Source organism: Nocardioides sp. Root151, assembly GCF_001427925.1.
Taxonomy (GTDB): domain Bacteria; phylum Actinomycetota; class Actinomycetes; order Propionibacteriales; family Nocardioidaceae; genus Nocardioides.
In genome coordinates this window covers 817,403-843,675 of sequence record NZ_LMGG01000001.1, presented here as the reverse complement: position 1 = coordinate 843,675, position 26,273 = coordinate 817,403, and the positions used below count along the sequence as shown (strand labels likewise).

General features: G+C 69.8%; 23 protein-coding genes. 14 read left to right on the top strand and 9 right to left on the bottom strand.

Translation table 11 applies throughout. The features are described 5' to 3' along the window. Window positions 1-114: 114 nt before the first annotated feature. The 3 genes from ASD66_RS03950 to ASD66_RS03940 form a co-directional block, all read right to left on the bottom strand. Entirely contained in the window at window positions 115-1,047 is a 933-nt protein-coding gene (locus ASD66_RS03950) for a DMT family transporter (protein ID WP_082599310.1), read from the bottom strand. Window positions 1,048-1,215: 168 nt separating this feature from the next. Continuing rightward, window positions 1,216-1,893, bottom strand: a complete 678-nt coding sequence (locus ASD66_RS03945; protein WP_056685326.1) for a response regulator transcription factor — start codon at window positions 1,891-1,893, stop codon at window positions 1,216-1,218. After that, window positions 1,890-3,020, bottom strand: coding sequence for a sensor histidine kinase (locus ASD66_RS03940; protein WP_056890082.1), 1,131 nt, complete (start codon window positions 3,018-3,020; stop codon window positions 1,890-1,892). The genes ASD66_RS03945 and ASD66_RS03940 overlap by 4 nt, the downstream gene beginning before the upstream one ends. Before the next feature lie 120 nt (window positions 3,021-3,140). Between ASD66_RS03940 and phoU the strand changes: the two genes are divergently transcribed. Further along, complete coding sequence (gene phoU, locus ASD66_RS03935; RefSeq protein WP_056890081.1) at window positions 3,141-3,791, top strand: phosphate signaling complex protein PhoU; 651 nt, start codon at window positions 3,141-3,143, stop codon at window positions 3,789-3,791. Between the two features lie 102 nt (window positions 3,792-3,893). Here the strand turns inward: phoU and ASD66_RS03930 are convergent, their stop codons facing one another. Both ASD66_RS03930 and ASD66_RS03925 read right to left on the bottom strand, forming a co-directional pair. Next, complete coding sequence (locus tag ASD66_RS03930) at window positions 3,894-5,897, bottom strand: M4 family metallopeptidase (RefSeq protein WP_082563995.1); 2,004 nt, start codon at window positions 5,895-5,897, stop codon at window positions 3,894-3,896. Window positions 5,898-6,020: 123 nt separating this feature from the next. Further along, a complete protein-coding gene (locus ASD66_RS03925) occupies window positions 6,021-6,923 on the bottom strand; it encodes a hypothetical protein (protein ID WP_056685336.1) in 903 nt (300 codons plus the stop codon). Window positions 6,924-7,065: 142 nt separating this feature from the next. On the opposite strand from ASD66_RS03925, the gene ASD66_RS03920 reads away from it, so the two are divergent. After that, complete coding sequence (locus ASD66_RS03920) at window positions 7,066-7,698, top strand: NAD(P)H-binding protein (RefSeq protein WP_200949848.1); 633 nt, start codon at window positions 7,066-7,068, stop codon at window positions 7,696-7,698. Window positions 7,699-7,789: 91 nt separating this feature from the next. Here the strand turns inward: ASD66_RS03920 and ASD66_RS03915 are convergent, their stop codons facing one another. The 3 genes from ASD66_RS03915 to ASD66_RS03905 all read right to left on the bottom strand — a co-directional run bounded on the left by ASD66_RS03915 (window position 7,790) and on the right by ASD66_RS03905 (window position 10,033). Further along, window positions 7,790-8,533 (bottom strand): phosphoglyceromutase, encoded by a 744-nt coding sequence (locus ASD66_RS03915; protein ID WP_056685339.1) that lies wholly within the window; start codon window positions 8,531-8,533, stop codon window positions 7,790-7,792. Continuing rightward, complete coding sequence (locus ASD66_RS03910; RefSeq protein WP_056685342.1) at window positions 8,533-9,105, bottom strand: hypothetical protein; 573 nt, start codon at window positions 9,103-9,105, stop codon at window positions 8,533-8,535. Before ASD66_RS03910 ends, ASD66_RS03915 begins: the two co-directional genes overlap by 1 nt. A 142-nt stretch (window positions 9,106-9,247) precedes the next feature. Next, entirely contained in the window at window positions 9,248-10,033 is a 786-nt protein-coding gene (locus ASD66_RS03905) for a UbiA family prenyltransferase (RefSeq protein WP_056685345.1), read from the bottom strand. Window positions 10,034-10,247: 214 nt separating this feature from the next. On the opposite strand from ASD66_RS03905, the gene ASD66_RS03900 reads away from it, so the two are divergent. The 8 genes from ASD66_RS03900 to ASD66_RS03865 all read left to right on the top strand — a co-directional run bounded on the left by ASD66_RS03900 (window position 10,248) and on the right by ASD66_RS03865 (window position 21,000). Further along, complete coding sequence (locus ASD66_RS03900; RefSeq protein WP_056685347.1) at window positions 10,248-10,733, top strand: CarD family transcriptional regulator; 486 nt, start codon at window positions 10,248-10,250, stop codon at window positions 10,731-10,733. A 295-nt stretch (window positions 10,734-11,028) separates the two neighbouring features. Next, a complete protein-coding gene (locus ASD66_RS03895; RefSeq protein ID WP_321163491.1) occupies window positions 11,029-12,531 on the top strand; it encodes an MFS transporter in 1,503 nt (500 codons plus the stop codon). A 7-nt stretch (window positions 12,532-12,538) separates the two neighbouring features. Beyond that, window positions 12,539-14,683, top strand: coding sequence for a molybdopterin oxidoreductase family protein (locus tag ASD66_RS03890; protein WP_056685350.1), 2,145 nt, complete (start codon window positions 12,539-12,541; stop codon window positions 14,681-14,683). Then, window positions 14,680-16,059 carry an FAD-dependent oxidoreductase gene (locus tag ASD66_RS03885; protein ID WP_056685351.1) on the top strand — a complete coding sequence of 460 codons (1,380 nt, stop codon included), beginning with the start codon at window positions 14,680-14,682 and terminating at the stop codon, window positions 16,057-16,059. Before ASD66_RS03890 ends, ASD66_RS03885 begins: the two co-directional genes overlap by 4 nt. A 189-nt stretch (window positions 16,060-16,248) precedes the next feature. Further along, the gene (gene nirB, locus ASD66_RS03880; RefSeq protein ID WP_056890080.1) at window positions 16,249-18,816 is read left to right on the top strand and encodes a nitrite reductase large subunit NirB; all 2,568 of its coding nucleotides are present in this window, start codon (window positions 16,249-16,251) and stop codon (window positions 18,814-18,816) included. Continuing rightward, complete coding sequence (nirD, locus tag ASD66_RS03875) at window positions 18,813-19,157, top strand: nitrite reductase small subunit NirD (RefSeq protein WP_056685357.1); 345 nt, start codon at window positions 18,813-18,815, stop codon at window positions 19,155-19,157. The genes nirB and nirD overlap by 4 nt, the downstream gene beginning before the upstream one ends. After that, entirely contained in the window at window positions 19,154-20,266 is a 1,113-nt protein-coding gene (locus ASD66_RS03870; RefSeq protein ID WP_056890079.1) for a uroporphyrinogen-III synthase, read from the top strand. Before nirD ends, ASD66_RS03870 begins: the two co-directional genes overlap by 4 nt. Then, entirely contained in the window at window positions 20,263-21,000 is a 738-nt protein-coding gene (locus ASD66_RS03865; RefSeq protein ID WP_056890078.1) for a sirohydrochlorin chelatase, read from the top strand. The genes ASD66_RS03870 and ASD66_RS03865 overlap by 4 nt, the downstream gene beginning before the upstream one ends. Window positions 21,001-21,012: 12 nt before the next feature. Here the strand turns inward: ASD66_RS03865 and ispF are convergent, their stop codons facing one another. After that, the gene (gene ispF / locus ASD66_RS03860) at window positions 21,013-21,486 is read right to left on the bottom strand and encodes a 2-C-methyl-D-erythritol 2,4-cyclodiphosphate synthase (RefSeq protein ID WP_235529955.1); all 474 of its coding nucleotides are present in this window, start codon (window positions 21,484-21,486) and stop codon (window positions 21,013-21,015) included. A gap of 9 nt (window positions 21,487-21,495) precedes the next feature. Between ispF and ASD66_RS03855 the strand changes: the two genes are divergently transcribed. From ASD66_RS03855 to rlmB, 4 genes are read left to right on the top strand one after another with little or no spacing between them, the layout of a single operon-like run. Further along, window positions 21,496-23,040: a molybdopterin-dependent oxidoreductase gene (locus ASD66_RS03855; RefSeq protein WP_235529954.1), complete on the top strand. Its 1,545-nt coding sequence runs from the start codon at window positions 21,496-21,498 to the stop codon at window positions 23,038-23,040. Then, complete coding sequence (locus ASD66_RS03850) at window positions 23,037-23,801, top strand: SDR family NAD(P)-dependent oxidoreductase (RefSeq protein ID WP_056890077.1); 765 nt, start codon at window positions 23,037-23,039, stop codon at window positions 23,799-23,801. The genes ASD66_RS03855 and ASD66_RS03850 overlap by 4 nt, the downstream gene beginning before the upstream one ends. Window positions 23,802-23,854: 53 nt before the next feature. Beyond that, a complete protein-coding gene (gene cysS, locus ASD66_RS03845; RefSeq protein WP_056890076.1) occupies window positions 23,855-25,285 on the top strand; it encodes a cysteine--tRNA ligase in 1,431 nt (476 codons plus the stop codon). 17 nt (window positions 25,286-25,302) lie between these two features. Then, entirely contained in the window at window positions 25,303-26,271 is a 969-nt protein-coding gene (rlmB, locus tag ASD66_RS03840) for a 23S rRNA (guanosine(2251)-2'-O)-methyltransferase RlmB (protein WP_056890075.1), read from the top strand. Window positions 26,272-26,273 lie beyond the last annotated feature (2 nt).

Sequence of the window (26,273 nt, the reverse complement as noted above, 5' to 3'; positions counted from 1 at the left end):
CCCTCACCCGCGATAGTCCCTGACGTTCCGGCCCCTCACCCGCGATACTCCCTGACGTTCCGGCCCTCCACCCGGGATAGTCCCCGACGATTCCGTGGTCGGCCGTCGCGGCAGTCATGTCGTGACGGGTTGGTCGGCGGGTACGGCGGCCAACGGCTCCTTGACGCGGGTACGCCGACGCGAGACGAGCACGCCGACCACGCACAGCACCCCTCCGACGTACGCCAGTGCCGGAGGCGTCTCGCCGAGCAGCACGGCAGCCAGCACGATCGCGATGACCGGCACCAGGAACGTCGTGATCGCGAGGCGGCCGGCGTCCATGTGGGTCAGCGCGAAGGCCCAGGTCGAGAACGCGAGGGCGGTCGGGAAGACGCCGAGGTAGAGGATCCAGAGCCACGACGCGGCGCTGCCATGCTCCACCAGGTCGACGAACTCACCGGTGAACGGCGACGCGGTGAGCAAGCCGATCACACAGGCCAGGAACGTGATCTCGAACGGGTGCAGTCGCCGGGTCAACGGCTTCTGGCAGACCACGCCGATGCCGTAGGTGATTGCCGCGAGCACGGTCAGCAGCACGCCCCACAGGTCGCGGTCGCCGGACTGGTCGTTGGCCAGCGCGATGATCGCGACGCCGGTGAAGCCGATGGCGATGCCGACCACCAGCCACTTGGTGAGGCGCTCGTCGAGGAACACCGCGGCAAGCAGCGCGACCAGCAGCGGGCCGATCTGGATCAGCATGGCCGCAGTGCCGGCGTCGATGCGGCGCTCGGCCTCGTTGAGGGCGAGGTTGTAGATGCCGAACCACATCACGCCGCACGCGATGAGCAGCGGCCACTCACGCCCACGGGGCCAGGTGCGCGGACGCCGGTAGACCATGATGCCGAGCACGATCGCCGCGATGCCGAGCCGCCCGATGGTCAGCGCACCCGGGGTCACGTCGTGCCCGAGGTGCCGGATCGCCACGAAGGCGGACGCCCAGCACACAAGGGTGAATCCGGCGGCTGCGGTGGGCAGCCAGGTGCGAGTCAGGGCTGGGGAGTTCGTCACTCACCAAGCCTAGGGACCGGCGTGCGTCGTTGCCGAGCGGTTTTCGGACAGCGTTGCGCGACATCCCGCCGTACTCCCCGATACTGCCTGAGATGTCCGACCTCGAAGGGCCGAAACGTCAGGGAGTATCCCCAAGGAAGGGCCGAAACGTCAGGGAGTATCGGAGAGCTAGAGGTCGAGCTTGTAGCCGAGGCCGCGGACGGTGACCAGGAACTTCGGCTCACCGGGGTCGGGCTCGAGCTTGGCGCGCAGCCGCTTCACGTGCACGTCGAGCGTCTTGGTGTCGCCGACGTAGTCCGACCCCCACACCCGGTCGATCAGCTGGCCGCGGGTGAGCACACGGCCGGGGTTGCGCAGGAACATCTCGAGCAGCTCGAACTCCTTGAGCGGCAGCCGCTGCTCGTTGCCGTCGACGGTCACCACGTGGCGCTCGACGTCCATGCGCACCGGGCCGGCCTCGAGCGTGGCCGGCGACAGGTCGGGCTCCTGCCCGCGGCGGAGTACGGCGCGGATGCGCGCGACCAACTCGCGGGGGGAGTAGGGCTTGGTGACGTAGTCGTCGGCGCCCAGCTCGAGCCCGACCACCTTGTCCACCTCGTCGTCCTTGGCGCTGACCATGATCACCGGCACCGTCGAGGTCTGCCGGATCTGACGGCACACCTCCGTGCCGGGGATGCCCGGCAGCATCAGGTCGAGGAGCACGATGTCGGCGCCCGCCCGGTCGAACTCGGTGAGGGCGTCGGGGCCGGTGTTGGCCACCGCGACCTCGAAGCCTTCCTTGCGGAGCATGTACGCCAAGGCGTCGCTGTAGCTCTCTTCGTCTTCGACAACGAGTACCCGGGTCACGGACGTGCCTCCTGCTTTTTCCTGGGAAGGGTCAGGGTGAACGTGGATCCCTGTCCCTCGACGGACCATACGCGGATGTCGCCACCGTGGGTGGCCGCGACGTGCTTGACGATGGACAGGCCGAGGCCGGTGCCACCTGTGGAGCGGTGCCTGGCCGGGTCGACCCGGTAGAACCGCTCGAAGATTCGGTCGATCTCCTCGGTCGGGATGCCGATGCCCTGGTCGGTCACCGAGATCTCGACGGACTCCTCGGTGGCGCGCGCGGCGACCAGCACCGACGACCGGTCGGGGGAGTAGTTCACGGCGTTGGCGACCAGGTTGCCCACCGCCACGGCGATCTGCTCGGTGTTGCCGAGGACCTTGAGGCCCTTCTCGCCCGAGGCCACCACCGACAGCCCTCGCGACTCGGCGTCGATCGCGACGGTGTCGACCGCGGTGGCGATGATCGAGTCGACGTCGACCGGCAGCGGCTGGTCGAGCGGGTCGTCGCCCTGGAGCCGGGAGAGCTCGATGATCTGCTGCACGAGGCGGGCCAGTCGCTCGCTCTCGATGATCATCCGGCCGGCGAAGCGCTCGACCGCCTCGGGGTCGTCGGAAGCCTCCTGCACGGCCTCGGCGAGGATGCGGATCGCGCCGATTGGGGTCTTCAGCTCGTGGCTCACGTTGCCGACGAAGTCGCGGCGGATCGCCTCGACCCGGCGCTCACGGGTGCGGTCCTCGACCAGCACCAGGATCAGCCGGGCACCCAACGGCGCCACGCGGGCGGTGACGTGGCGCGCGGGCGCGGCCGACGTACGGGCGACGACGATCTCGGTCTCCCGGATCTGCCCGTCGCGGCGCACCTGGCGCACGACCTCGGAGAGTCCGGAGTCCTTGAGCTCGTGACCGCCGACCAGCCCGAGGGCGTACGCCGGCGCGGAGGCCTTGCGTACGACGTCGTCGTCGTCGATCACCATCGCACTGGAACGCAGCACCGACAGCACCTGGGCCACGCCGGTGGGAACCACGGGCTCGGCGGTGTCGGGGATCCGTTGCTGCTGCCGCTCGCTCATCACGAAGGCCAGCACGACCCCGGCCACGAAAAGGCCGATGAGCAGCGCAAACAGGACCGTTTGCGATGTCGTCACGCCATGATCGTACGCAGCGTTTCACCTGGAGTTCGCCAACGAGTCCAATGCTTCACACTGTTCATCCCCAGTTCACGCATCAGCGACGGCTGGTCACTTGCGCCCCTTACTGTCTCCCGCATGCGTGAGGCCTTCCATGACGAACTCGATTCCATCTTTGTCGACCTTGCGGGCATCGCCCGCCAGGTCCAGCACGCCGTGTCGCGTGCCACCGAAGCCTTGATGACCGGTGACGTGCACATCGCCGAGGAGGTGATCAGCGGCGACAAGGCGATCGACCTCGCCCGGGAGGCGGTGGAGGACAAGTCCTTCGAGCTGCTCTCGCTGCAGCAGCCGGTCGCCGGCGACCTCCGCACGGTGGTCGCCGCGCTGCGCATGGTGGCCGAGCTCGAGCGCATGGGCGACCTGTCCGTGCACGTCGCCAAGATCGCCCGGTTGCGCGTCCCGTCGGTCGCCGTACCGGCGCAGGCGGAGCCGACCATCCGCCGGATGGCCACGGTGGCCGAGATGATGACCGCGAAGACCGCGGAGATCATCGAGAAGCGCGACGTCGAGGCCGCCGCCGAGCTGGCCCAGGACGACGACGAGATGGACCGCCTGCGCCGCAACTCCCTGCGTGAGCTGCTCAGCTCGGAGTGGACCCACGGTGTCGAGCCGGCCGTCGACCTGGCCCTGCTGGGCCGCTACTACGAGCGGATCGCGGACCACGCCGTCTCGGTCGCCCGTCGGGTGGTCTTCGTGGTGACCGGCGAGACCGTCGTCGACGACTGAGTCCAGGCTGGGACCGCAAGGACAAGACGTCGGCCCGCACTCCACTGTGGAGTGCGGGCCGATGCCCTTCTCGGCCAGGCCCTCGGGGGACCCGGTCGTCGGTCAGGGCTTGGAGAGCCTCATCGAGTAGTCGCCCGATCCGCGGTAGGACTGGACGACGTACGAGTAGGAACCCGCCGTGCCCTCATAGGTGATCTCCTCATGCGAGCTCGAGGAGTCACTCTTGGCCACCCGCACCCACGAGCTGCCGTTCCACTTCTCCAGGTAGAGGTCGTAGTCGGTGCCCTCCGGACCGTCGAGGCACGCCTTGTGCGTGCCCGCAGCGGCCGAGGTGTAGTAACCCTCGGCGCCCGGCTCGTACGAGTAGTCGTTCGTGCCGGTCAGGCTGCCGTTGTCGGTGAGCGTGAGGTCCGGGCAGGTGCCCGGCTCCGGGTCGGTTCCGCCGCCGGTGCAGGCGACGTCGTTCTCCGGCACGCCCACGCCGTCCCATGCCTTCTCGACTCCGGCGCACTCAGCGCTGTCGGCACCGTAGATGTCGGTCGCGGCCTGCACCGTCGCGTCACGCGCCTCGGGGTAGGTCGTGGTCGAGGTCATGTAGGCGTCGAGGGCCTTGAACCAGATCTGCTCGACGTTCTCACGGCCGATGCCCTCGACGGTCGAGTCGTCACAGGTGGGGCTGTCGTAGCTGACCCCGTTGATCTCCTTCGCGCCCGAGCCCTCGGAGGCCAGGTAGAAGAAGTGGTTGCCCGGACCCGAGGTGTAGTGCGGGTCGTCGTTGCCGATCTCGGGGGTCCAGCAGTCGTAGCTGGCACCGTCCTTGGAGGGCTGGTCCATGTAGCGCAGGGGTGTCCCGTTGCCGTTGATGTCGATCTCTTCGCCGATCAGGTAGTCGCCGACGTCCTCTGCGTTGTTGGCGTTGAACTCCACCGCGGTGCCGAAGATGTCGCTGGTGGACTCGTTGAGGCCGCCCGCGTCGCCGTAGTAGACCAGCCCGGCGGTCGCCTCGGTGACACCGTGGCTCATCTCGTGGCCGGCCACGTCCAGCTCGGTGAGCGGGTTCTCGTTGTTCTCGCCGTCGCCGTACGTCATCTGCTGGCCGTCCCAGAAGGCGTTGACGTAGTTGTCGCCGTAGTGGACCCGCGAGGGGACGCCGACGCCGTCGTCGAAGATGCCGTGGCGGCCGTGCTTGTCGAGGAAGTAGTCCCACGTCTGCGCGGCGCCGTAGTGCGCGTCGACACCGGCCGAGTGCGGGTCGGCCATCGTTCCGTCGCCCCAGTCGTCGTCCTCATCGGTCATCACCGAGCCGCCGGACTCGCCGTTGCCGAGGTCTATGGTCGTGCCGTTGCCGCGCTCGGTGTCGGTCATCTCGAAGCCACCGCTGACGGCCTTGGTGCCGATCTCGACCTCGCCGACGAAGATTCCGTGGCCGGTGCCGGTGTGGATCTCGTCCCAGCTGGCCAGGGTCTTGCCGGTCTGGGCGTCGACGATGACGTGCAGGCGGCTGGGCGTCTGGTCCTTCTTCACACCCTTCACGACGACGTCGTAGGCCAGCCGGTCGCCACCGTCGGTCGCGAAGACGACCTGCTCCGCGGACTTGCCGGTGACCTTGTAGCCGGCCGTGCGGACGCCCGCGTCGAGGGCCCTGGCCCTGCTGACCTTGGCCGTGCTGCTGGTCGGCTTCACCGCGGCCCGGCTGGCGTGCTGGACGCCGGTCACCGCTCCCTTGGCGTTGGCGTGGACGATCATGTCGCCGCCGATGACCCGCATGCCCTGGTAGGTGCGCTGGTAGCGGGTGTGCGTGACGCCGTCGGTGTCCTTGACCACGTCGGTGGCGGTGAGCTCCTGGCTGGCCGGGAGCCCGATCTTCTTCGCCATCGTCGCCTCGCCGGAGCGGGCCCGGGACAGCAGCTGCTTCTGCTCCTTGACGGTGACCGTCTTGGCGCTGTTGCGCTGCTGGGCCTGGAGGTCGGACGAGCGGTCTTCGCGCGGCTTCTGGACGTCGTCGTCGCCCCCGAATGCCTGCGCGGTCGGCGCGAGGCACATGAGGGCGATCGTCGCGGAGGCCACCAGTGTGCGGCGCCTGCGCGAGATGAGGTTGTGACTCATTGATCTCTCTTTCCCGAGTTGGTGCCGGAGTCGACACTGCCTTCGACCTTGTGTCGTCGTACGCCGGCAGGCAAGAGAGGCGGGCTTGTTAACTTTTGACTCGTGGACGGGCCGACCCGAAGGTCAGTAGTGCCAGGCGAGCCCGGTCGTGCCGGGGGCACAGTCGAGCACCACGTAGTGCGCGTGCCCCAGCGAGTCGACGGTCACCCGCCGGGCCGAGTCGCCACCCTCGTCACGGGGCCGGTGGTAGGCCTCCACCCACTCCGGCAGGTCATTCGTCGGGAAGTGCACCTCGACGACGTACTCGCGGATCGCACGCGCACAGCTGGCGTCGTACGACGTGTCGAGCGGGCCGGGCCCGTCGGCGGTGATCTCGTAGTCGAGCACGACGGTGTCGCCACGGCTCAAGGACTGGGCGAAGCGCAGCTCCGTGCCGAGCACCCGGTGGGCCGTGTCGACGTGCCGGGAGGCGACCTCGGCGCCGGCATGGACGGTGAGCCAGGGGGTCCCGGCGGTGCGGTCCTCGAAGAACTGGGTGACCCCGATGCCCTCGAGGCCGTCGGCGTCGGCCCGGGCGACGGTGCGGATGCGCACCGACTCGATGCGTCGCGCGGCGTCCAGGCGTACGACGTCGTGCTGGCTGATCCGTGTCAGGTGCTGGCCGCCCGAGTGTGCCTGCACCTTCTCGGCGATGCGACGTACGGCCTCGCGCTCGACGAAGCGCGGCACCAGGCCGACCTGCTTCGGGGCCCGGACGGGGCCTCGTGGACGTGGTGCCGGGACCAGCACCCGCAGGCTGCGTGGGGCCAGGCCGAGCACGCTCTCGAGGTGGGCGACGACCATCTGCGAGCGCTTGCGGCCGGGGACCCGGTTGCCGCTCTGCCAGTAGCTCAGCGTGGCGACGCTGACCTCGACCCCGCGTTCGGCGAGACGCTGCTGGATGTTCTCCAGACACAGCCCGCTGCGTTCGACCGCTTCGCGCAGCGCGGTGGCGAAGTCGTTGGGGCGTGTGATCAGCGCGGGCACGGTTCTCCGATCGTGCCCCAACCCATCTCCCCGAGCGTCGAAATCTAGCAGCACGCTCCCGGCAGGCCGCCTGCTGCTGAGCCTCCACGCGTGATCGGGTCCGACTCGTGATCGACCCGGGTGGGTCGCATAGCCTGCATCAGTGACCACACTCCTCATCCTCGGCGCCACGGGTGCCGTGGGCTCCCGAGCTCTCGAGATGGCCCTCGCCGACACCCGGGTCGACCGCGTCGTCGCCCCCACCCGGCGTCCCCTCGCCGAGCGCGACGGTCTGACCAACCCGGTGCTCGACTTCCACGACCTGCCCGGGGACAGCGACATCTGGAGCGTCGACGCCGTCGCCTGCGCCCTGGGTACGACGCGCAAGCTGGCTGGCTCGCGTGACGCGTTCCGACAGGTCGACCACGACCTCCCACTCCGGGTTGCCGAACTGACCCGCCAGGCCGGGGCGTCGTCGTACGCACTGGTCTCGTCGGTGGGCGCCGACGAGAGGTCGCACACGTTCTACCTGCGGGTGAAGGGCGAGACTGAGAACGCTCTCGAGAAGTGCGGCTTCGAGTCGCTGACCCTGCTGCGCCCTGCCGGCCTGGTCGGTGGTGTCCGCACCCGTGCGACCGGCATCGGTGACCACCTCGTCGAGGCCAGTCGCGCGATCAAGCCGCTGATGCCGGCCCGATATCGTCCCGTGCACGTCGACCGGGTGGCCGCGGCACTCGTCGGGTCAGCGGTGGCCGCCGACCCCGGCGTGCACGTGCGTCAGAGCGAGTCGCTCTGACCGCTGGTCTGCTGCGCCCCTGCGGACACTTCGACCCCCGCCAGCAGGGTGCAAAGCAGCATGGACGGAGCGTTACTCGCGGGGTGGGTGGTCAGCGGCCCTGGTTGGCCACGGCGGCGGCGGCCTCGGCGGCGGCCTCGGGGTCGAGGTACTCGCCACCCTTGACCGTCGGTGCGAGGTCGTCGTCGAGGCGGTAGACCAGCGGCATGCCGGTGGGGATGTTCAACCCGGCGATGTCGGTGTCACTGATGCCGTCGAGGTGCTTGACGATCGCGCGCAGACTGTTGCCGTGGGCGGCGACCAGCACCGTCTTGTCGGCGCGCAGGTCGGCGACGATGTCGGACTCCCAGTAGGGGAGCAGTCGCGCGATGACGTCCTTGAGGCACTCGGTGCGGGGCATCTCGTCGCCCAGGTCGGCATAGCGGGGATCGCCCACCTGGGAGAACTCGTCGTCGTCGGCCAACGGCGGAGGCGGGGTGTCGAACGAGCGGCGCCAGGTCATGAACTGCTCCTCGCCGTACTCGGCGAGGGTCTGCTTCTTGTCCTTGCCCTGCAGGGCGCCGTAGTGGCGCTCGTTGAGGCGCCAGCTGCGCCTGACCGGGATCCAGTGGCGGTCCGCGGCATCGAGGGCGAGCACGGCGGTGTTGATCGCGCGGCGCTGGAGCGACGTGTGGACCACGTCGGGCAACAGGCCTGCGGCGACCAGCTGCTCACCGCCGCGGACGGCCTCGGCGCGGCCCTTCTCGGTCAGGGCCACGTCGACCCAGCCGGTGAAGAGGTTCTTCGCGTTCCACTCGCTCTCGCCGTGGCGGAGCAGGATGAGGGTGTAGGTCATCAGTGGTCGTCGCCCTCGGTGGCGTGCTCCTCGCCCGAGTGGCCGACCTCCTGGCCCTCGGTCAGCTCGTCGCCGTCCTGGCCGGCCCACTGGCCGGCGTTGGCCACGATCGGCACCTCCACCTTCACGGGGTCGGAGTGGCTGAAGCTCAGCGTCAGGGTGGCCCAGCCGCCGATCTTGAAGTCGCCGGTGACCTTGATGCCGTCGACCGAGTCGCCGCTGGCGGCGGGCAGGTCGTCGGTGGTGTTCGCGATGCGGGTGGCGCCGCCGGGGGCGACGGTGACCTTGCCCTTGACCTGGGCGGTGACACCCTCGCCGGTGATGCCGGTGAGCGTGTCCTCGTTCTCGAGGTCGTTGTTCGACAGCGTGGTCACCAGGGTGCCCTCGCCGTCGGCGGTGGCGACGATCACGGCGTTGAGCACGTCGACGGCGTGGTCACGGTTGTTCGCGCCGGGAGCCGGCGTGTAGACCTTGTCCGTGGCGTAGTTGAAGCCACACGACGCCAGCATGGGCGCGGCGAGCACGAAGGTGCCGGCAGCGATGGCGCGGGCAATCCGGTTGCGAAGCAGCATCTGAAGGCCTTTGGTGTCGTCGGCGGGCCGTGTCTGACCGGACCGCAGTCGGGTCACAGCCTAGACGACATATTCCGAGTGGGAGATGCCGGGCTCGCGGTGTCCGCATCCCGACCCGGCGGCGGGTTCACGCCTCATTCATTCACTGCACGAGGCCGACGGTGAGGGCGGTCGCGATCAGCGCTGCCCCGACCACGATCGTGTAGATGACGGCGATCACCATCAGCTTCGGAGCCCCCGTCCTCAACGCGATCCGGAGCGGGAAGCTCGTCGTACCGTCCTTGTTGTCGTCGACCAGGCCGGGCAGGGAGACGAGCAGGTGGACGCCGATGCCGAGCAGTGCGGCGCACACGGTGAGGGCCAGGGTCGGCGGACCACCCGCGCCGTCGCCACCCCAGCCGCCGTACGACAGGAACGCGGGGAACAGGCCGAACGTGGCCATCCAGGGCAGGTAGGAGAACTGGCTGCGACGCAGCAGCCCGGCGTTGGTGAGCATGGCGATCAGCAGTATGCCCAGCCAGGTCAGGCCGGACGTGAGGCCGTGGGAGATCGCCAGCGGGATCACCAGCAGTGCCGCGACGGCGATCGAGAAGACCACCGTGCCCTTCTCGAGGTAGCCCGCGGCGACGGGCTTTCCCTCGCGGGCGTGGGACTTGTCGCGGTCGGCGTCGACGAGGTCGTTGTGCCAGCCGAGCAGCACCTGTCCGACGAGTGCGGTGGCCAGCACCAGGCCGACCTCGCGCGTGGGGCGGCCGGCCAGGGCGGCAGCGACCGTGAGGCCGAGCGTGACCAGCACTGCCTGCCGCGGGTGGCTGGCCCGGAACAACGCGACGGGCAGGCTCCGACCGAGCTCGAAGACCGCGCCCGGTGTGCCGTCGGCGCGCGACGAACGGACGCGTCGTGCGGGCTTGTAGTTCTTGGCAGACATAGGCCGAAGTATTGACCAAGGGGCCCGTGATTGCAGGGATTCGACGCGCCAGTGCGGTACGGCGGCGGCGCCCGATCGAGGCCTCGAGAACACTTGCCCACCACAGGCAATGCGGTTCTGTCAAGCCCGGATTGGGCACCTGACCTGCGCAAACGTGGAAAGGGGTGTCTAGAACTCGTGTTAGACTGGTCACCTAGGAAGGGGTACTTGGCACATGACATTTACCGTCGGCGAAACGGTTGTTTACCCAAATCACGGAGCGGCTGTCATCGAGGACATCGAGACGCGCACCATCAAGGGAGAAGACAGGGAATACCTGGTTCTCCGCATCGTCGCACAGCAGGACCTTGTCGTTCGGGTTCCTGCCTGCAACCTCGACCTGGTCGGGGTTCGTGACGTCGTGGACAAGGAGGGCCTCGACCGCGTGTTCGACGTCCTTCGTGCCGCGCACGTCGAGGAGCCGACGAACTGGTCGCGTCGCTACAAGGCGAACCTCGAGAAGCTGCACTCGGGTGATGTGATGAAGGTTGCCGAGGTCGTTCGCGACCTGTGGCGCCGTGAGCGTGACCGCGGCCTGTCCGCCGGTGAGAAGCGGATGCTGGCGAAGGCACGCCAGATCCTCGTCTCCGAGCTGGCCCTGGCCGAGCACACCAACGAAGACAAGGCAGAGGCGATCCTCGACGAGGTCCTCGCTTCCTGATCCCTGTTTCACGCAAGAGCCCCACGGTCCCCAGGGCCGTGGGGCTCTCGTCATTCCATCGACCCGTCGTGAGTTGCGGTTGACCTGTCGTGAACTGCGGTTGACCTGTCGTGAACTGCGACCAGGGATGGAAACTGGCGACGGGTCGATCGGAACTGGCGACGGGTCGGCGGACGCTTGTCCAGTGGCCGTGAGGTGGTGAGGACAAGTTGACACCTGCGTGAAACAAACCGTTCCCGGCCCGAAATCTGCACTGCCTAGGTTCCTCGACATCCGCACACTCGAGGAGTCGATCGTGACCACCACCGCACCCCTGCCCTCCCGGCCCGCGCCGTCCGCCATGAAGGGCGGCACCTGGATCGAGGACTGGCGCCCCGAGGAGCCCGAGTTCTGGGAGAACGGCGGCGCCAAGGTCGCCCGCCGCAACCTGATCTGGTCGATCTTCTCCGAGCACCTCGGCTTCTCCGTGTGGCTGCTGTGGAGCGTCAGCGCCGCCATGCTGCTCAAGGTCGGCTTCGACTTCACCACGTCGCAGCTGTTCCTGCTGGTCGCCGTACCCAACCTGGTCGGGTCGCTGATCCGGTTGCCCTACACCTTCGCGGTGCCCAAGTTCGGCGGGCGCAACTGGACGGTGGTCAGCGCCACGCTGCTGCTGATCCCGACCCTGCTGTTCGCGCACTTCGTGCAGCGCCCCGAGACGCCGTACTGGGTCTTCCTGGTGATCGCGGCGACAGCCGGCTTCGGCGGCGGCAACTTCGCCTCCTCGATGGCGAACATCAACTTCTTCTACCCGGCCAAGCGCAAGGGCACGGCGCTGGGCCTCAACGCGGCCGGCGGCAACCTCGGCGTCGCGGTGATCCAGTTCTTCCTGCCGATCGTGGTCGGTGGCGCGGGTGCCTTCGGCCTGGTCAAGGCGAGCGAGAGCGGCCTGGCCCTGCAGCGTGCCGGCTACCTGTACGCCGCACTCGCGGTGCTGGGTGCGGTCTGCGCCTGGTTCTTCATGAACAACCTGGCCGCCGCCCGCTCCAAGCCGCGCGAGCAGCTGGCCGTCGTGAAGTACAAGCACACGTGGGTGATGTCGTTCCTCTACATCGGCACCTTCGGCTCGTTCATCGGCTACTCCGCCGCGATGCCGCTGCTGATCAAGCTCAACTTCTGGGTGCCCACCGCCGACGGTGCCGGCGCCGGCATCAACTTCGCCTACTACGCCTTCCTCGGCGCACTGGTCGGCTCGGTGGCCCGCCCCTTCGGTGGCTGGCTGGCCGACAAGTACGGCGGCGCGCGGGTCACCCTCTTCACGTTCGGCGCGATGATCGCCGGCACGCTGGCGGTGCTGTGGACCCTCTCGCAGCTCACCCCGAACCCGACCGCGAGCGTGGCGATCGCCGAGGAGAACCAGCAGTGGTTCCCCTGGTTCCTCGGCTTCTTCCTCTTCGTCTTCGCGGCCAGCGGCATCGGCAACGGGTCGACGTACCGGATGATCCCGCTGATCTGGGCCCGCCAGGCCCGCACCACCACCGCGGAGGGCACCCCCGAGCAGGCCGACGCACTGGCCCGCGCGACCAAGGAGTCGTCGGCCGTGATCGGCATCGCCGGGGCCGTGGGCGCCATCGGCGGCTTCCTGATCCCGATGACGTTCGGTGCCCCGTGGATCGAGGACCCGGTGTCGGCCGTCAGGGGTGCCTTCCTCGTCTTCACCGCCTTCTACGCCGTGTGTCTGGGCGTGACGTGGTTCTTCTACACCCGACGCGCGTTCCTGGTCGGCCGGGTGCCGAGCCTGGCCGGCGCCGGAATCTAGGACCTGCATGAGCACCGAGACCCACTGTCCCTACTGCTCGCTGCAGTGCGGGATGCGGCTCGCGCCGGCCGGGGCCTCCGTCGGGGCTTCGACCGGCGCGAAGCCCGCCCCCGCACGGGCCGCCCTCGAGGTCACCGAGTGGCCGGAGTTCCCGGTCAACCAGGGGGCCCTGTGCCGCAAGGGCTGGACGTCGACCGGGTTGCACAGGCATCGCGAGCGGTTGACCCAGCCACTGGTGCGCTCCGCCGAGACCGGGGAGCTGGCGCCGGCGTCGTGGGAGGAGGCCCTCGACCTGATCGGCGACCGCCTGCTCGCCGTGCGCGACGCTCACGGGGCCGACGCGATCGGCGTCTTCGGTGGGGGCGGGCTGACCAACGAGAAGGCCTACCAGCTGGGCAAGTTCGCCAGGGTCGCGATCGGCACCAGCCAGATCGACTACAACGGTCGCTGGTGCATGTCGTCGGCCGCCTCTGCAGGCACCCGGGCACTGGGTCTCGACCGCGGTCTGCCCTTTCCCCTTGCGGACATCGAGCAGCCCGACGTCGTCGTGCTGGTCGGGTCGAACCTGGCCGAGACCATGCCGCCGGCCGCGCGTCACCTCGCCGCACTGCGTGAGCGGGGCGGCAAGGTCGTGGTGATCGACCCCCGCCAGACCTCGACCGCCGCGCAGGCCGACGTGTTCGTGCAGCCCGTTCCGGGCACCGACCTCGCGCTCGCGCAGGCCGTGCTCCACCAGGTCGTCGCCGACGGCAACGTCGACTCGGACTATGTCCAGGCTCGGACGACGGGCTTCTCGTCCGTGCGCGACTCGGTGGCGTCGTGGTGGCCCGAGCGGGCCGAACGCGTGACGGGGGTGCCGGCGTCGGAGATCCGTTCCCTGGCTGCGCTGCTGGGCTCCGCGGACAAGGTGATGGTGTTGACCGCCCGCGGCGCGGAGCAGCACGCGTCCGGCTCCGACACGGTGCTGGGCTGGATCAACGTGGCGCTGGCACTGGGCATGTGCGGCAAGGAGTACGCCGGCTACGGCTGCCTCACGGGGCAGGGCAACGGGCAGGGGGGACGCGAGCACGGGCAGAAGGCCGACCAGCTGCCCGGCTACCGCATGATCGACGACCTGGAGGCTCGCGCGCACGTCGCGTCGGTGTGGGGCATCGACCCCGATTCCCTGCCTGGCAAGGGGAAATCGGCCTACGAGCTGCTCTCCTCCCTCGGTGAACCGGACGGGGTGAAGGCCCTGTTGGTCTTCGGCTCCAACATCGTGGTCTCCGCACCCAACGCCTCGTTCGTGTCGCAACGCCTGGACGCCCTCGACCTCCTGGTCGTCGCGGACATCGTGCTCAGCGAGACCGCCGCGCGCGCGGACGTCGTACTGCCCGTCACGCAGTGGGCGGAGGAGACTGGCACCATGACCAACCTCGAGGGACGCGTCATCCTGCGTCAGCAGGCGATCACGCCGCCGGCCGGAGTGGTCAGCGACCTGGCCGTCCTGCGTGGGCTGGCGACCAGGCTGGACTCGCCGGTCGACTTCTCCACCGAGCCGGAGGAGATCTTCGCCGAGCTGGGCCGGGCCTCCGCCGGTGGCAAGGCCGACTACGCCGGGATCACCTACGACCGGATCCGCGACGAGCAGGGCGTGTTCTGGCCCTGCCCCTCACCCGACCACGCGGGCACACCGCGGATGTTCCTCACGGCCTTCGGCCACCCCGACGGTCGGGCCCGCTTCCACGTCGTCGAGCACCGGGGCGCGGTCGAGCAGCCGGACGCCGACTATCCGCTGCACCTGACCACCGGGCGGGTGCTCGCGCAGTACCAGTCCGGCGCCCAGACCCGCCGGGTGCGCGACCTGCCCGACACCGGACCCTTCGTGGAGCTGCACCCGATGCTGGCCCGGCGCCTGTCGGTGTATGACGGAGAGGAGGTCCGGCTGGCCACGCGACGCGGCGTGATGACCGCACCGGCGCGGGTCGTCGACACGATCCGCCCGGACACCGTCTTCGTGCCGTTCCACTGGGTCGGTGCCAACCTCCTCACCAACGACGCCCTCGACCCCGCCTCGCGGATGCCCGAGTTCAAGGCCTGCGCCGTGGCGGTGTCGCGCGCCGATCTGATTGCGTCCGGTCGTGACCTGCCCGACGTGGTGGCTGCGTCATGAGCGAACGGCTCGTCATCGTCGGCAACGGGATGGCCGCCACCCGGCTGGTCGAGATGCTCGTCGCGCGGCGGTACGACGGACACATCACCGTGATCGGCGAGGAGCCGGTGCCGGCGTACAACCGGATCCTGCTGTCGGCCGTGCTCGAGGGCACCCACCGCGCCGAGGCCCTGACCATGCGCGACCCGGAGTGGTTCGCCTCGGTGGGGGTCGACCTGCGCCTGGGCAGCCGGGTGCTGCAGGTCTCGCGCAAGGAGTCCGACGTCATGCTGGTCGACGGGACGACGATCCCCTGGGACCGGCTGGTGCTGGCGACCGGCGCCATCCCGACGCTGCCACCGATCCGCGGGCTGGTGCAGATGGACGGCCAGCTGCATCCGAAGGTGCACGCGTTCCGCAGCCTTGCCGACTGCAACGGGCTGCTGTCCGCACTGGCGGAACGTGAGGGACAACGTGCCGTGGTCGTGGGCGGCGGACTGCTCGGGCTCCAGGTCGCGCGCGCCCTCAGCGTGCGCGGCGTCGCGACCGAGATCGTCGAGGGCACGGAGCACCTGCTCTCGACCCAGCTCGACGAGCGCGGGGGCTCGATTCTCAAGCGTGGGTTGAAGAAACTCGGCACGGAGGTCTACACCGGCGCACGCGCCGTACGCCTGACCGACGAAGGTCTGAAGCTCGACAACGGCTACACCCTGGAGACCGATCTGGTCATCCTCACCGCCGGCGGACGCCCGTCGACGGCACTGGCTCGGCAGGCGGAGCTCTACGTGCGGCGCGGGATCGTGGTCGACGGCCACCTCGCCTCGATCACCGACCCACGGGTGCACGCTGTCGGCGACTGCGCCGAATTCGCGGGGAAGGTGACCGGGTTCGTGCCACCTGCCTGGGAGCAGGCCGTCGTCCTCGCTGAGCACCTCTGTGGCGGCGACGTGGCGTACGACGGATCACGCTCGGTGGCGCGGCTGAGGGCCAGCGACCTGGAGGTCGCCGTGCTCGGGGACCCGGAGCACACCGATGGTGAGGTGGTCGAGGTGACCAACCCGATCGCCGGGACGCACCGCAAGCTCGTCGTCCGGGGCGGGGTGATCGTCGCCGCCGCGCTGGTCGGGGACCTGGCCCGGGTCGGACTCATCACCCAGCTCTACGACCGGCGCACCATCCTGGGCGCGCACGAGCCGGGGGAGCTCCTCTCCGCCGAGCGCGCGACCGCCTCGGAGGCGACGGAGCTGCCCGACGACGCGGAGGTCTGCGCCTGCGCCGGCGTCAGCGCCGGCCGGATCCGCGGCTGCCGCACGCTCGACGAGGTGCGCGGCTCGACCCGGGCCACCACCGGCTGCGGCGGCTGCAGCTCCGTCGTCGAGCAGCTGCTCGCCCGCTGACGGACGAGTCCTGATCGACCCGTCGTGAGTTTGGATCGACCCGTCGTGAGTTTCGAGAACTGGCGACGGGTCAACCGGAACTGGCGACAGGTCGGTGAAGAAGGGTTTTCATGCCCGAAACAAAGCGAAACCCTCCAGTCAACATGGGCCGCATAACTTCCTGTCACAGGTTGTCAGGAAGGACTCCTCATGAGCACACGCAAGACACTTGTCGTCATCGGGCACGGCATGGTCGGTCACCGTTTCGTCCAGGCTGCCATCGAGCGGGGCCTCACCGAGCGGTTCGACCTCGTGGTGGTCGGCGAGGAGCCGCGTCCGGCGTACGACCGGGTGGCGCTCACCTCGTTCTTCGAGGTCGGCGCCGAGCAGCTCTCCTACCTGCCCTCCGGTGCGTACGACGACCCGCGGGTGCGGCTGGTGCTCGACACCCCCGTCACCGCGATCGACCGTGACGCGCAGACGGTGACCCTGGCCGACGGCGAGGTCGTGGACTACGACGTCGCCGTGCTGGCCACCGGTGCGGCGCCGTTCGTGCCGCCGGTGCCGGGCAAGGACCTCGGCAACGTCTTCGTCTACCGCACGATCGAGGACCTCGAGGCGATCCGCGAGGCCTCGAGGACCGCGAAGTCCGGTGCCGTGATCGGCGGCGGGCTGCTCGGCCTCGAGGCCGCGAATGCCCTGCACCAGTTGGGGATCGAGGCCCACGTGGTCGAGATGGCGCCGCGACTCATGGCGGTGCAGATCGACGATGCCGGTGGTGCCACTCTCAAGCGGCACATCGAGCAGCTCGGCCTCACCGTGCACACCGGCGTGACGACGGAGTTCATCGACGGCAACGATGACGGCCTGGTCAGCGGGCTCAAGTTCAAGGACGCCGACGAGCCGCTCCCGGTCGACCTGGTGGTCTTCTCCGCCGGCATCCGTCCGCGGGACCAGCTGGCCCGCGACTGCGGCCTCGAGGTCGCCGAGCGTGGCGGCATCCTGGTCGACCCGCAGATGCGCACCAGCGATTCGTCGATCCTGGCCATCGGGGAGTGTGCGGCGCCCGGGGGGAAGATGTACGGCCTGGTCGCGCCGGGCTACCAGATGGCCGAGGTCGCGGTGGACGGCCTGCTCGAGGGACCGGGTGAGTTCACCGGTGCCGACATGTCCACCAAGCTCAAGCTGCTCGGTGTCGACGTGGCCAGCTTCGGTGACGCGTTCGCGGCCACCGAGGGTGCCCTCGAGCTGGTCTTCGCCGACGCCGTTGCCGGCGTCTACAAGAAGCTCGTCGTCTCCTCGGAAGGGGATCGGCTGCTCGGTGGCGTGCTGGTCGGCGATGCGTCGGCGTACGGCGTGCTGCGGCCGATGGTCTCCAGTGGCATGGCGCTGCCGGAGAACCCGGAGGAGCTGATCCTCCCGGCCGCGCGTGGGGGCGGGGCCGCGAAGCTGGGCATGCCCGACGAGGCCGTGGTCTGCTCCTGCAACAACATCACCAAGGGCTCCATCTGCGGCACCATCGACGCCGAGGGCTGCGCCGACCTGCCGTGCGTGAAGTCGTGCACGAAGGCCGGCACGGTGTGCGGCTCATGCGTGCCGATCGTGAAGAACCTGCTCGCCGAACGGCTCGAGGCGGCCGGCAAGGCGGTCAGCAAGGGCATCTGTGAGCACTTCGACCTGACCCGCCAGGAACTCTTCGACGTCATCGCCGTCCACGGCTTCCAGCGCTTCGACGACATCGTCACCGCGCACGGCCGCGGTCGTGGCTGCGACATCTGCAAGCCGGCCGTCGCGTCGATCCTGGCCAGCCAGTTCAACGGCCACGTGCTCGACAAGACCACCGCCAACCTGCAGGACACCAACGACGCCTACCTCGCCAACATCCAGCGCAACGGCACCTACTCCGTCGTCCCGCGTATCCCCGGCGGCGAGATCACCGCCGACAAGCTGATCGTGATCGGTGAGGTGGCCCGCGACTTCGACCTCTACACGAAGATCACCGGTGGGCAGCGGATCGACCTGTTCGGCGCCCGCATGGAGCAGCTGCCACAGATCTGGAAGCGACTCGTCGACGCCGGGTTCGAGTCGGGCCACGCCTACGGCAAGTCGCTGCGCACCGTGAAGTCGTGCGTGGGCTCGACCTGGTGCCGCTTCGGCGTGCAGGACTCGGTGCAGATGGCGATCGACCTCGAGCTGCGCTACCGGGGGCTGCGCAGCCCGCACAAGCTGAAGGGCGGCGTCAGCGGCTGCGCCCGCGAGTGCGCCGAGGCCCGGGGCAAGGACTTCGGGGTCATCGCGACCGAGAAGGGCTGGAACCTCTACGTCTGCGGCAACGGGGGAGCGATCCCGGCGCACGCACAGCTGTTGGCCAGCGACCTGAGCTCCGAGGACCTGGTCCGCTACCTCGACCGGTTCCTCATGTACTACATCCGCACCGCCGATCGGCTGCAACGTACGTCGACCTGGCTCGGCACGATCGACGGTGGGCTCGAGCGGGTCCGTGAGATCGTGGTGGACGACGCCCTGGGTCTCGGCGCCGAACTGGAGGCGGAGATGGCACGGCACGTGGACTCCTACTTCGACGAGTGGAAGGAGACCATCGAGGACGAGGAGAAGATGTCCCGCTTCGTCTCCTTCGTCAACGCGCCGGGTGTTCCCGACCCGAACATCTCGTTCTCCACGACGCGCGGCCAGATCGTCCCGTCGCAGTCTGAGGAGCCGGTCTCGCTCGGCGCCACGATCCCCGTGGGCGCCCCGACCGGAGCGGGTGCGCTGTGACCTCGCGGGAGTGGGAGCCGATCTGCGACCTCGCCGCCCTCGAGGTGGAGCGCGGTGCGACGGCGCTGGTGCACGGGCAGGCGGTGGCGATCTTCCGCACCCATGACAACGAGGTCTTCGCGCTCGGCAACTATGACCCGTTCGCCAAGGCCAGCGTGCTGGCCCGCGGCATCGTCGGCACCCGCGGCGAGATCCCGTTCGTCGCCTCGCCGATGCACAAGCACGCCTTCGACCTGAGGACCGGCCGCTGCCTCGACGACGACCACGTCCAGGTGCCGTCGTACGACGTGCGCGTGGTTGCGGGCGTCGTACAGGTCGGGCCTCGCCTGGAGGTCGCATGACCGTCGACGGGCCGCTGGCCTCCTTCCGGATCGGCGTCACCGCCGCCCGGAAGGCCGAGGAGCAACGCACGCTCCTCGAGCGACGCGGTGCGCAGGTCGAGTGGGCGCCCGTGCTGTCGGTGGAGCCGAACAAGATCGACGCGGTGGCGCTGCGGGCAGCCACCGAGCAGGTGCTCACCGCCCCCGTCGACCTGTTCATCGCGACCACCGGCATCGGCCTGAAGTCGTGGTTCGCGGCGGCGGAGGAGTGGGGCCTGCTCGAGCCGCTCCTCGAGTCCCTCAACGGTGCGGAGATCCTGGCCCGCGGCCCGAAGTCGGTCGGCGCGCTGCGTCGTGCCGGGCTGCGCGAGCTGTGGGCGCCGGAGTCGGAGTGCTTCGAGGACGTGCTGGCCCACCTGCGTGGCCGCGACCTGACCGACCGGCGGATCGTCGTGCAGGAGCACGGCCAGTCGCTCTCGAACGTCGCGCACGCGCTTCGGCGTCAGGGGGCCACCGTCGACGTGGTCACGGTCTACCGCGTCGAGGGGCCTGCAGACCCGGCACCGGTCTTCCGCATGGTCGACCTGATCGCCGACCGCAAGCTCGACGCGGTCACCTTCACCGCGGCGCCGGCGGTGGCGTCCCTGATGGACGTCGCCGGCGCGATGGGCCGCCGCGACGAGGTGATCGCCGCGTTCCAGGCCGACGTCGTCGCCGTCTGTGTCGGCCCGGTGACCGCCGCCGCGTTCGAGATGTGGGGCGTGCCGACGGTCCAGCCGGACCGTGCCCGCACCGCCGCGATGGTGAAGCTGCTCGAGACCGAGCTGCCGGTACGCCGGGCAGGGCAGGCCTTCGACGTAGCGGGCCACGTGCTGTTGCTCCATGGTGACCAGGTGCTGCTCGACGGGGTGGCGGTGCACCTCTCGCCCTCTCCCTTCGCGGTGCTCCAGGCGCTGGCGGTCAATCCCGGTCACGTGGTCCCTCGCCGGGAGCTCCTGGCCGCCCTGCCGACGGGGCAGGCGGCCTCCGAGCACGCGGTCGAGATGGCCGTGGCCCGGTTGCGTGCCGCGCTCGGCACCCGCGTCGTAGAGACAGTGGTGAAGCGGGGCTACCGATTGGCGACGCCATGACCGGCGCGGTCACCGCACTGCCGGACGCCGGCCCCGCCGCCGGGCCCTCGCTGGTCACCGTTGCGCACGGCACCAGGATGTCGGCCGGCAACCGGATCGCGGTGGCGATCACCGCCCAGGCCCGACGCCGGTTGGACGTCGCGGCCACCGCGTCCTACGTCGAGCTGTGCCAGCCGCACTTCGCCGACGTGATGACGAGCGCCCAGGGCCCCACGGTCGTCGTACCGCTGCTGCTCTCGTCCGGATTCCACACCCGCGTCGACCTGCCGGGGGCGGTGACCCGCTCGGCGTACCCGGTGCGGCTGGCCGGGCCTCTCGGCCCGCACCCGCTGCTGGCCGAGGTGATGGTGCGGCGGCTGCTGGGGGCCGGCGCCCGACCCGACGACCCGGTGGTGATGGCCGCCGCGGGCTCGAACGATCCGGCGGCGCTGGTCGACCTCGCCGAGATGACCCGGTTGCTGCGGCGTCGCTGGGACGGTCCGGTGCACCTGGCCACCGTCGGCGGTCGCGGCCGTCGGGTGCACGACACCGTCGCGGCCGCGCGCGCCGGGGGGCGGGTCGCCGTCGTGCCCTACCTGCTGGCGCCCGGACACTTCCTCGGACAGGTGCGCCGTCGGGCGGCCTCGGCCGGGGCGACCGTGGTGGCGGATGTGATCGGTGCCGACCCGCTGGTCGCCGAGCTCGTCGTACGCCGGTATCTCGCCTGCACCCGCGACCACACCCTCGCCGCCTGACCCCACGTTTGGTCAGACGATGAGGGCGGTGGCGATCGCGGCGACGCCCTCGCCGCGGCCGGTGAGGCCGAGGCCGTCAGTGGTGGTGGCCGAGATCGAGACGGGAGCGCCGACCACCTCGGAGAGCACCCGTTCGGCCTCGGTACGGCGGTCGCCCAGGCGTGGCCGGTTGCCGATCACCTGGATCGCCACGTTGCCGATCGTGAAGCCGGCCGCGCGCACGCGTCGTACGGTCTCGGCCAGCAGCGCGCTGCCCGAGGAACCGGCCCACTCGGGCTCTGCGGTGCCGTAGTTCGTGCCGAGGTCGCCCAGTCCGGCGGCCGAGAGCAGTGCGTCGCAGGCGGCGTGCGCGGCGACGTCCGCGTCTGAGTGCCCCTCGAGCCCGGCCGGCTCGTCGGGCCAGGCCAGACCGGCCAGCATCATGGGTCGATCGACGGCAAAGCGGTGTACGTCGGTGCCGATGCCTGTGCGGGGGGTCGAAGTCACGAGATGATCATGCCTGAGACCATGGACGGCGTGACGACTCCCCGAGGTGCCTGGTCGGCTGCCGGCGCCGTGGCCGGTGTGGCCGGACTGGCGATCAGCCATGCGGCGACGATGGTGCTCACCCTGCGCTCCTCGCCCCTGGTGGCCGTGGCCGAGCTGATCATCCAGCACGTGCCGGGTGGTCTCGCCGAGCGGGCGATCAAGGTCCTCGGCAGCAACGACAAGCCGTTCCTCGTCGTGGTCATCTTCCTGATCATGATGCTCTTCGCGATGTGGGCCGGGCGCCTGGCCGAGCACTCGTGGTGGAAGCCGATCCTGGTCTGGGTGGGCATGGGCGCCGTCGGCCTGCTCGCCGTCCTCACCCGCTTCGACGCGACCGCGCTCGACTACCTCCCGGTGACCGCGGGTGTGGTCACGTGGATCGTCGCGTTGTCGTTCCTCACCGAACCACTGCACCACGCCGATGCGGAGGACGACACCCAGTCCGACGGCAAGTCGCGGCGCAGCTTCCTGATCCGCTCCGGAGTGCTCGGCGTGGCCGGCATCGGGGTGGGCATCTTCGGCCAGAACTTCGGCGCCAAGCGGCGTCACGTCGAGGAGACCAGGCGCCTGCTGAACCTTCCCGTCACCGACCCCAAGTCGCCGCGCGGCACGATGGTCGACGTCCCCGACATGCCGTCGTGGAAGACGCCGACCGGGGAGTTCTACAAGATCCACACCGCCGTCGTGGTGCCGACGATCGAGCCGCAGGACTGGTCGCTGCGCATCCACGGCAAGGTCGACCGCGAGATCACCCTGACCTACCAGGAGCTGGTCGACCGGCCGCTGATCCAGCGCTGGATCACCCTCAACTGCGTCTCGAACCCGGTCGGCGGACCGCTGATCGGCAACGCCTGGTGGTCCGGCGTGCTGCTCGCGGACCTGCTCGAGGAGGCCGGGGTGTCCGGCGACGCCGACGCGATCCTCCAGACCTCGCACGACGGCTGGACCTGTGGCACCCCGCTCGACATGGTCACCGATCGCCAGCGGCACGCGATGCTGGCGATCGCGATGAACGGCGAGCCGCTGCCGATCGACCACGGCTTCCCCGTGCGCACCCTGGTGCCGGGGCTGTACGGCTACGTCTCGGCCTGCAAGTGGGTGGTCGACATCGAGGTCACGAAGTTCGAGGACTTCGAGGCCTACTGGACCGACAAGGGCTGGTCCGAGAAGGGTCCGGTGAAGATCGCCTCCCGCATCGACGTGCCGGAGAACGGCGACGACGTCGAGACTGGCACCGTCAGGATCGGCGGGCACGCATGGGCGCAGCACACCGGTATCAGCGGCGTCGAGGTGGCGATCAACGGCGGCGAGTGGACGCGGGTCGACATCGGCTCGAGTCCCAACACCGACACCTGGGTCCAGTGGAAGACAGAGGTCGATCTCGAGGAGGGCGACCACACCGTGTTGGTGCGGGCCGTCGGCTCCGACGGGGAGACACAGACCGGGGTCGAGCGCGACACCCGGCCGGATGGTGCCACCGGTTGGCACCAGATTGAGATCAGCGCCTCATGACCTTCACCTCAGACGGAGTGGCCCTCGTCGTCGGCGGCAGCGGCGGGCTCGGTGCTGCGATCGCGCGGTTGCTCGCCGAGCGTGGCAGCAACGTCGCGGTCACCTTCCGCGCCAACGAGTCCGCCGGTACGACGACCGCGGCGTCCTGCCGCGAGTGGGGCGTGCGCTCCTCGGCGTACCGTCTCGACGTCGGCTCGTCGACCGACTGCGCCGACGTGGTGGCGAAGGTCGTCGAGGAGTACGGCGGCCTGCACACGCTGGTCCACGCGGCCGGACCGCACGTGCCGATGGTGCACCTGTCCCGCGTGGCACCCGACGACATGGCGCGCCAGCTGGCCGACGACGCGGGCGGGTTCTTCAACGTCGTGCATCCCGCGCTGACCCACCTGCGGGCCGACGGCGGGTCGATCGTGGCGGTCACCACGGCGGCGACCGCCCGCTTCCCGGTGCGCGACGGCCTCTCCGCAGGGCCCAAGGGAGCGGTCGAGGCGCTGGTGCGCGGACTGGCCGCCGAGGAGGGCCGGTTCGGCGTGCGGGTCAACGCGGTCGGGCCGGGCATGCTCACCGACGGCATGGCGGCCCGCCTGATCACCTCCGGCGAGCTGTCCGAGGCCGCCCTCGACGTGACCCGCGACAACATCCCGCTGCGCCGTTTCGGCAACGCCCGCGACATCGCCGAGGCGGTCTGCTTCCTCGCCTCCGACGCCGCAGGCTTCATCTCGGGGCAGAAGCTGGACGTCGACGGCGGCTACACCGTCTGACCTCCTGCCTCGGAAATCGTCAGGGGGGTGGCCGGACCTCTAGGATTGCCCGGGTGAGCCTCAAGTTCTATGACACAGCGACCCGCGAAGTGCGTGACTTCGTGCCCCTCGAGGAGGGGAAGGTCGGCATCTACCTGTGTGGGCTCACGGTGCAGTCGGAGCCGCACGTCGGGCACATCCGCTCGGGCGTGAACTTCGACGTGCTGCAACGGTGGCTGCGTGCCTCTGGTTACGCGGTCACGTTCATCCGCAACACCACCGACATCGACGACAAGATCCTGATCAAGGCCGCCGAGCAGGGTCGCCCCTGGTACAACCTCGCCTACGAGATGGCGCGCGAGCTGTCCAAGGCGTACGCCGCCCTCAACGTGGCCCCGCCGACGTACGAACCCGCGGCCACCGGTCACATCCCCGAGATGGTCGAGCTGATCTCCGAGCTGATCACCCGCGGCCACGCCTACGCGGCCGAGGACGGCTCGGGCGACGTCTACTTCGACGTCCGCTCCTGGCCGTCGTACGGCGAGCTCTCGGGGCAGCGCATCGACGACATGGAGGCGGCCGCCGACGCCGACCCGCGCGGCAAGCGCGACCCCCGTGACTTCGCCCTGTGGAAGGGGTGGAAGAAGGAGACCGAGCCCGAGACCGCTGCCTGGCCGAGCCCCTGGGGTCCGGGACGTCCGGGTTGGCACATCGAGTGCTCGGCGATGGCCGGCAAGTACCTCGGCACCGCCTTCGACATCCACGGCGGCGGCCTCGACCTGCGCTTCCCGCACCACGAGAACGAGCAGGCGCAGTCCCGCGCGGCCGGGCACCCGTTCGCGTCGTACTGGCTGCACAACGCCTGGATCACCACCTCCGGCGAGAAGATGAGCAAGTCGCTCGGCAACTCGCTGCTGGTGCCCAACGTGCTCGAGCGGGTGCGGCCCATCGAGCTGCGGTTCTACATGGTCTCCGCGCACTACCGCTCGCACGTCGAGTTCAGCTTCGAGGCGCTCGACGAGGCCGCCGTCGGCTTCCGTCGCATCGAGAACTTCCTGGCCCGCGCGGCCGCCGAGGTCGGCGAGGTGCCGACCGGTGGGCTGCTCTGCGCCGACTTCGTCAACGCCATGGACGACGACCTCGGTACGCCGGCCGCGGTCGCCGCGATCCACGACGTCGTGCGCGAGGGCAACAAGCTGATCGGCACCGGCGACACTGACGCCTTGCGGGGCAATGCGGCCTCGGTGCGCGCCATGCTCGACGTGCTCGGCCTGGACCCCCAGGACCCGTCGTTCGCGACCGGCTCGACCGGCCAGACGGACAAGCTGAGCGCCGCCGTCGACGTACTCATCAACACCCTGCTGGAACAACGCAACGAGGCGCGCGCGGCCAAGGACTACGCCACCGCCGACGCCATCCGCGACCGCATCAAGGCGGCCGGCATCGAGATCGAGGACACGCCCAGCGGTCCGAAGTGGTCTCTCGAGACAGACACGAGCAACTGAAGTGGAGCACAACTGACATGCCCGGGAACTCCCAGCGTCGAGGCGCCATCAAGAAGACGGGCAAGGGCAACCCCACTGCCGGCTCCGGCGGTCGCGTCAAGCGCGGCCTCGAGGGCAAGGGCCCCACGCCTAAGGCGAAGGACCGCCCGAACCACAAGGTCTACAAGAAGATCAACAAGGTCGACAAGTCGGCTGCCGCGCGCCCGAAGCGCCGCACCGCCAAGGGCGGCGACTCCGAGTGGGTGGCCGGCCGCAACTCCGTGGTCGAGGCGCTTCGCGCGCACATGCCGGTGACCGCGCTGTACGTCGTCGAGGGCACCGAGCGCGACGCCCGGCTGCGTGAGGCGTTCGCGCTGGCGGCCGACGGCGGCGTCTCGCTGCTCGAGGTCTCGCGCGGCGAGATGGACCGCCTCACCAGCGGCGCCGTCCACCAGGGCCTCGCCGCGCGCGTCCCTGCCTACGAGTACGCCGACGCGGACGAACTGATCGACTTCGCGGCGGCGAACGACGAGAAGCCGCTGATCGTGGTCCTCGACTCGGTCACCGACCCGCGCAACCTCGGCGCGATCGTGCGCTCGGCCTCCGGGTTCGGTGCGCACGGCGTGGTCATCCCCGAGCGTCGGGCCGCCGGCATGACGGCATCGGCCTGGAAGACCTCCGCCGGTGCGGCGGCCCGCCTGCCGGTCGCGCAGACGGTCAACCTGGTGCGCCAGCTGAAGGCCTACCAGGACGCCGGCTGCATGGTGATCGGCCTCGCTGCCGACGGTGACCTGTCGCTGACCGACCTCGACAAGCCCGAGGTGGACCTCTCGAAGAACCCGCTGGTCGTGGTGGTCGGCTCCGAGGGCAAGGGACTGGGCCGACTGGTCGCCGAGACCTGCGACCACCTCGTCTCGATCCCGATGGCCACCGGCCTCGAGTCGCTCAACGCCGGCGTCGCCGCCTCGATCACGCTCTACGCGATCGCTCAGGCCCGCCAGGGCTGAGC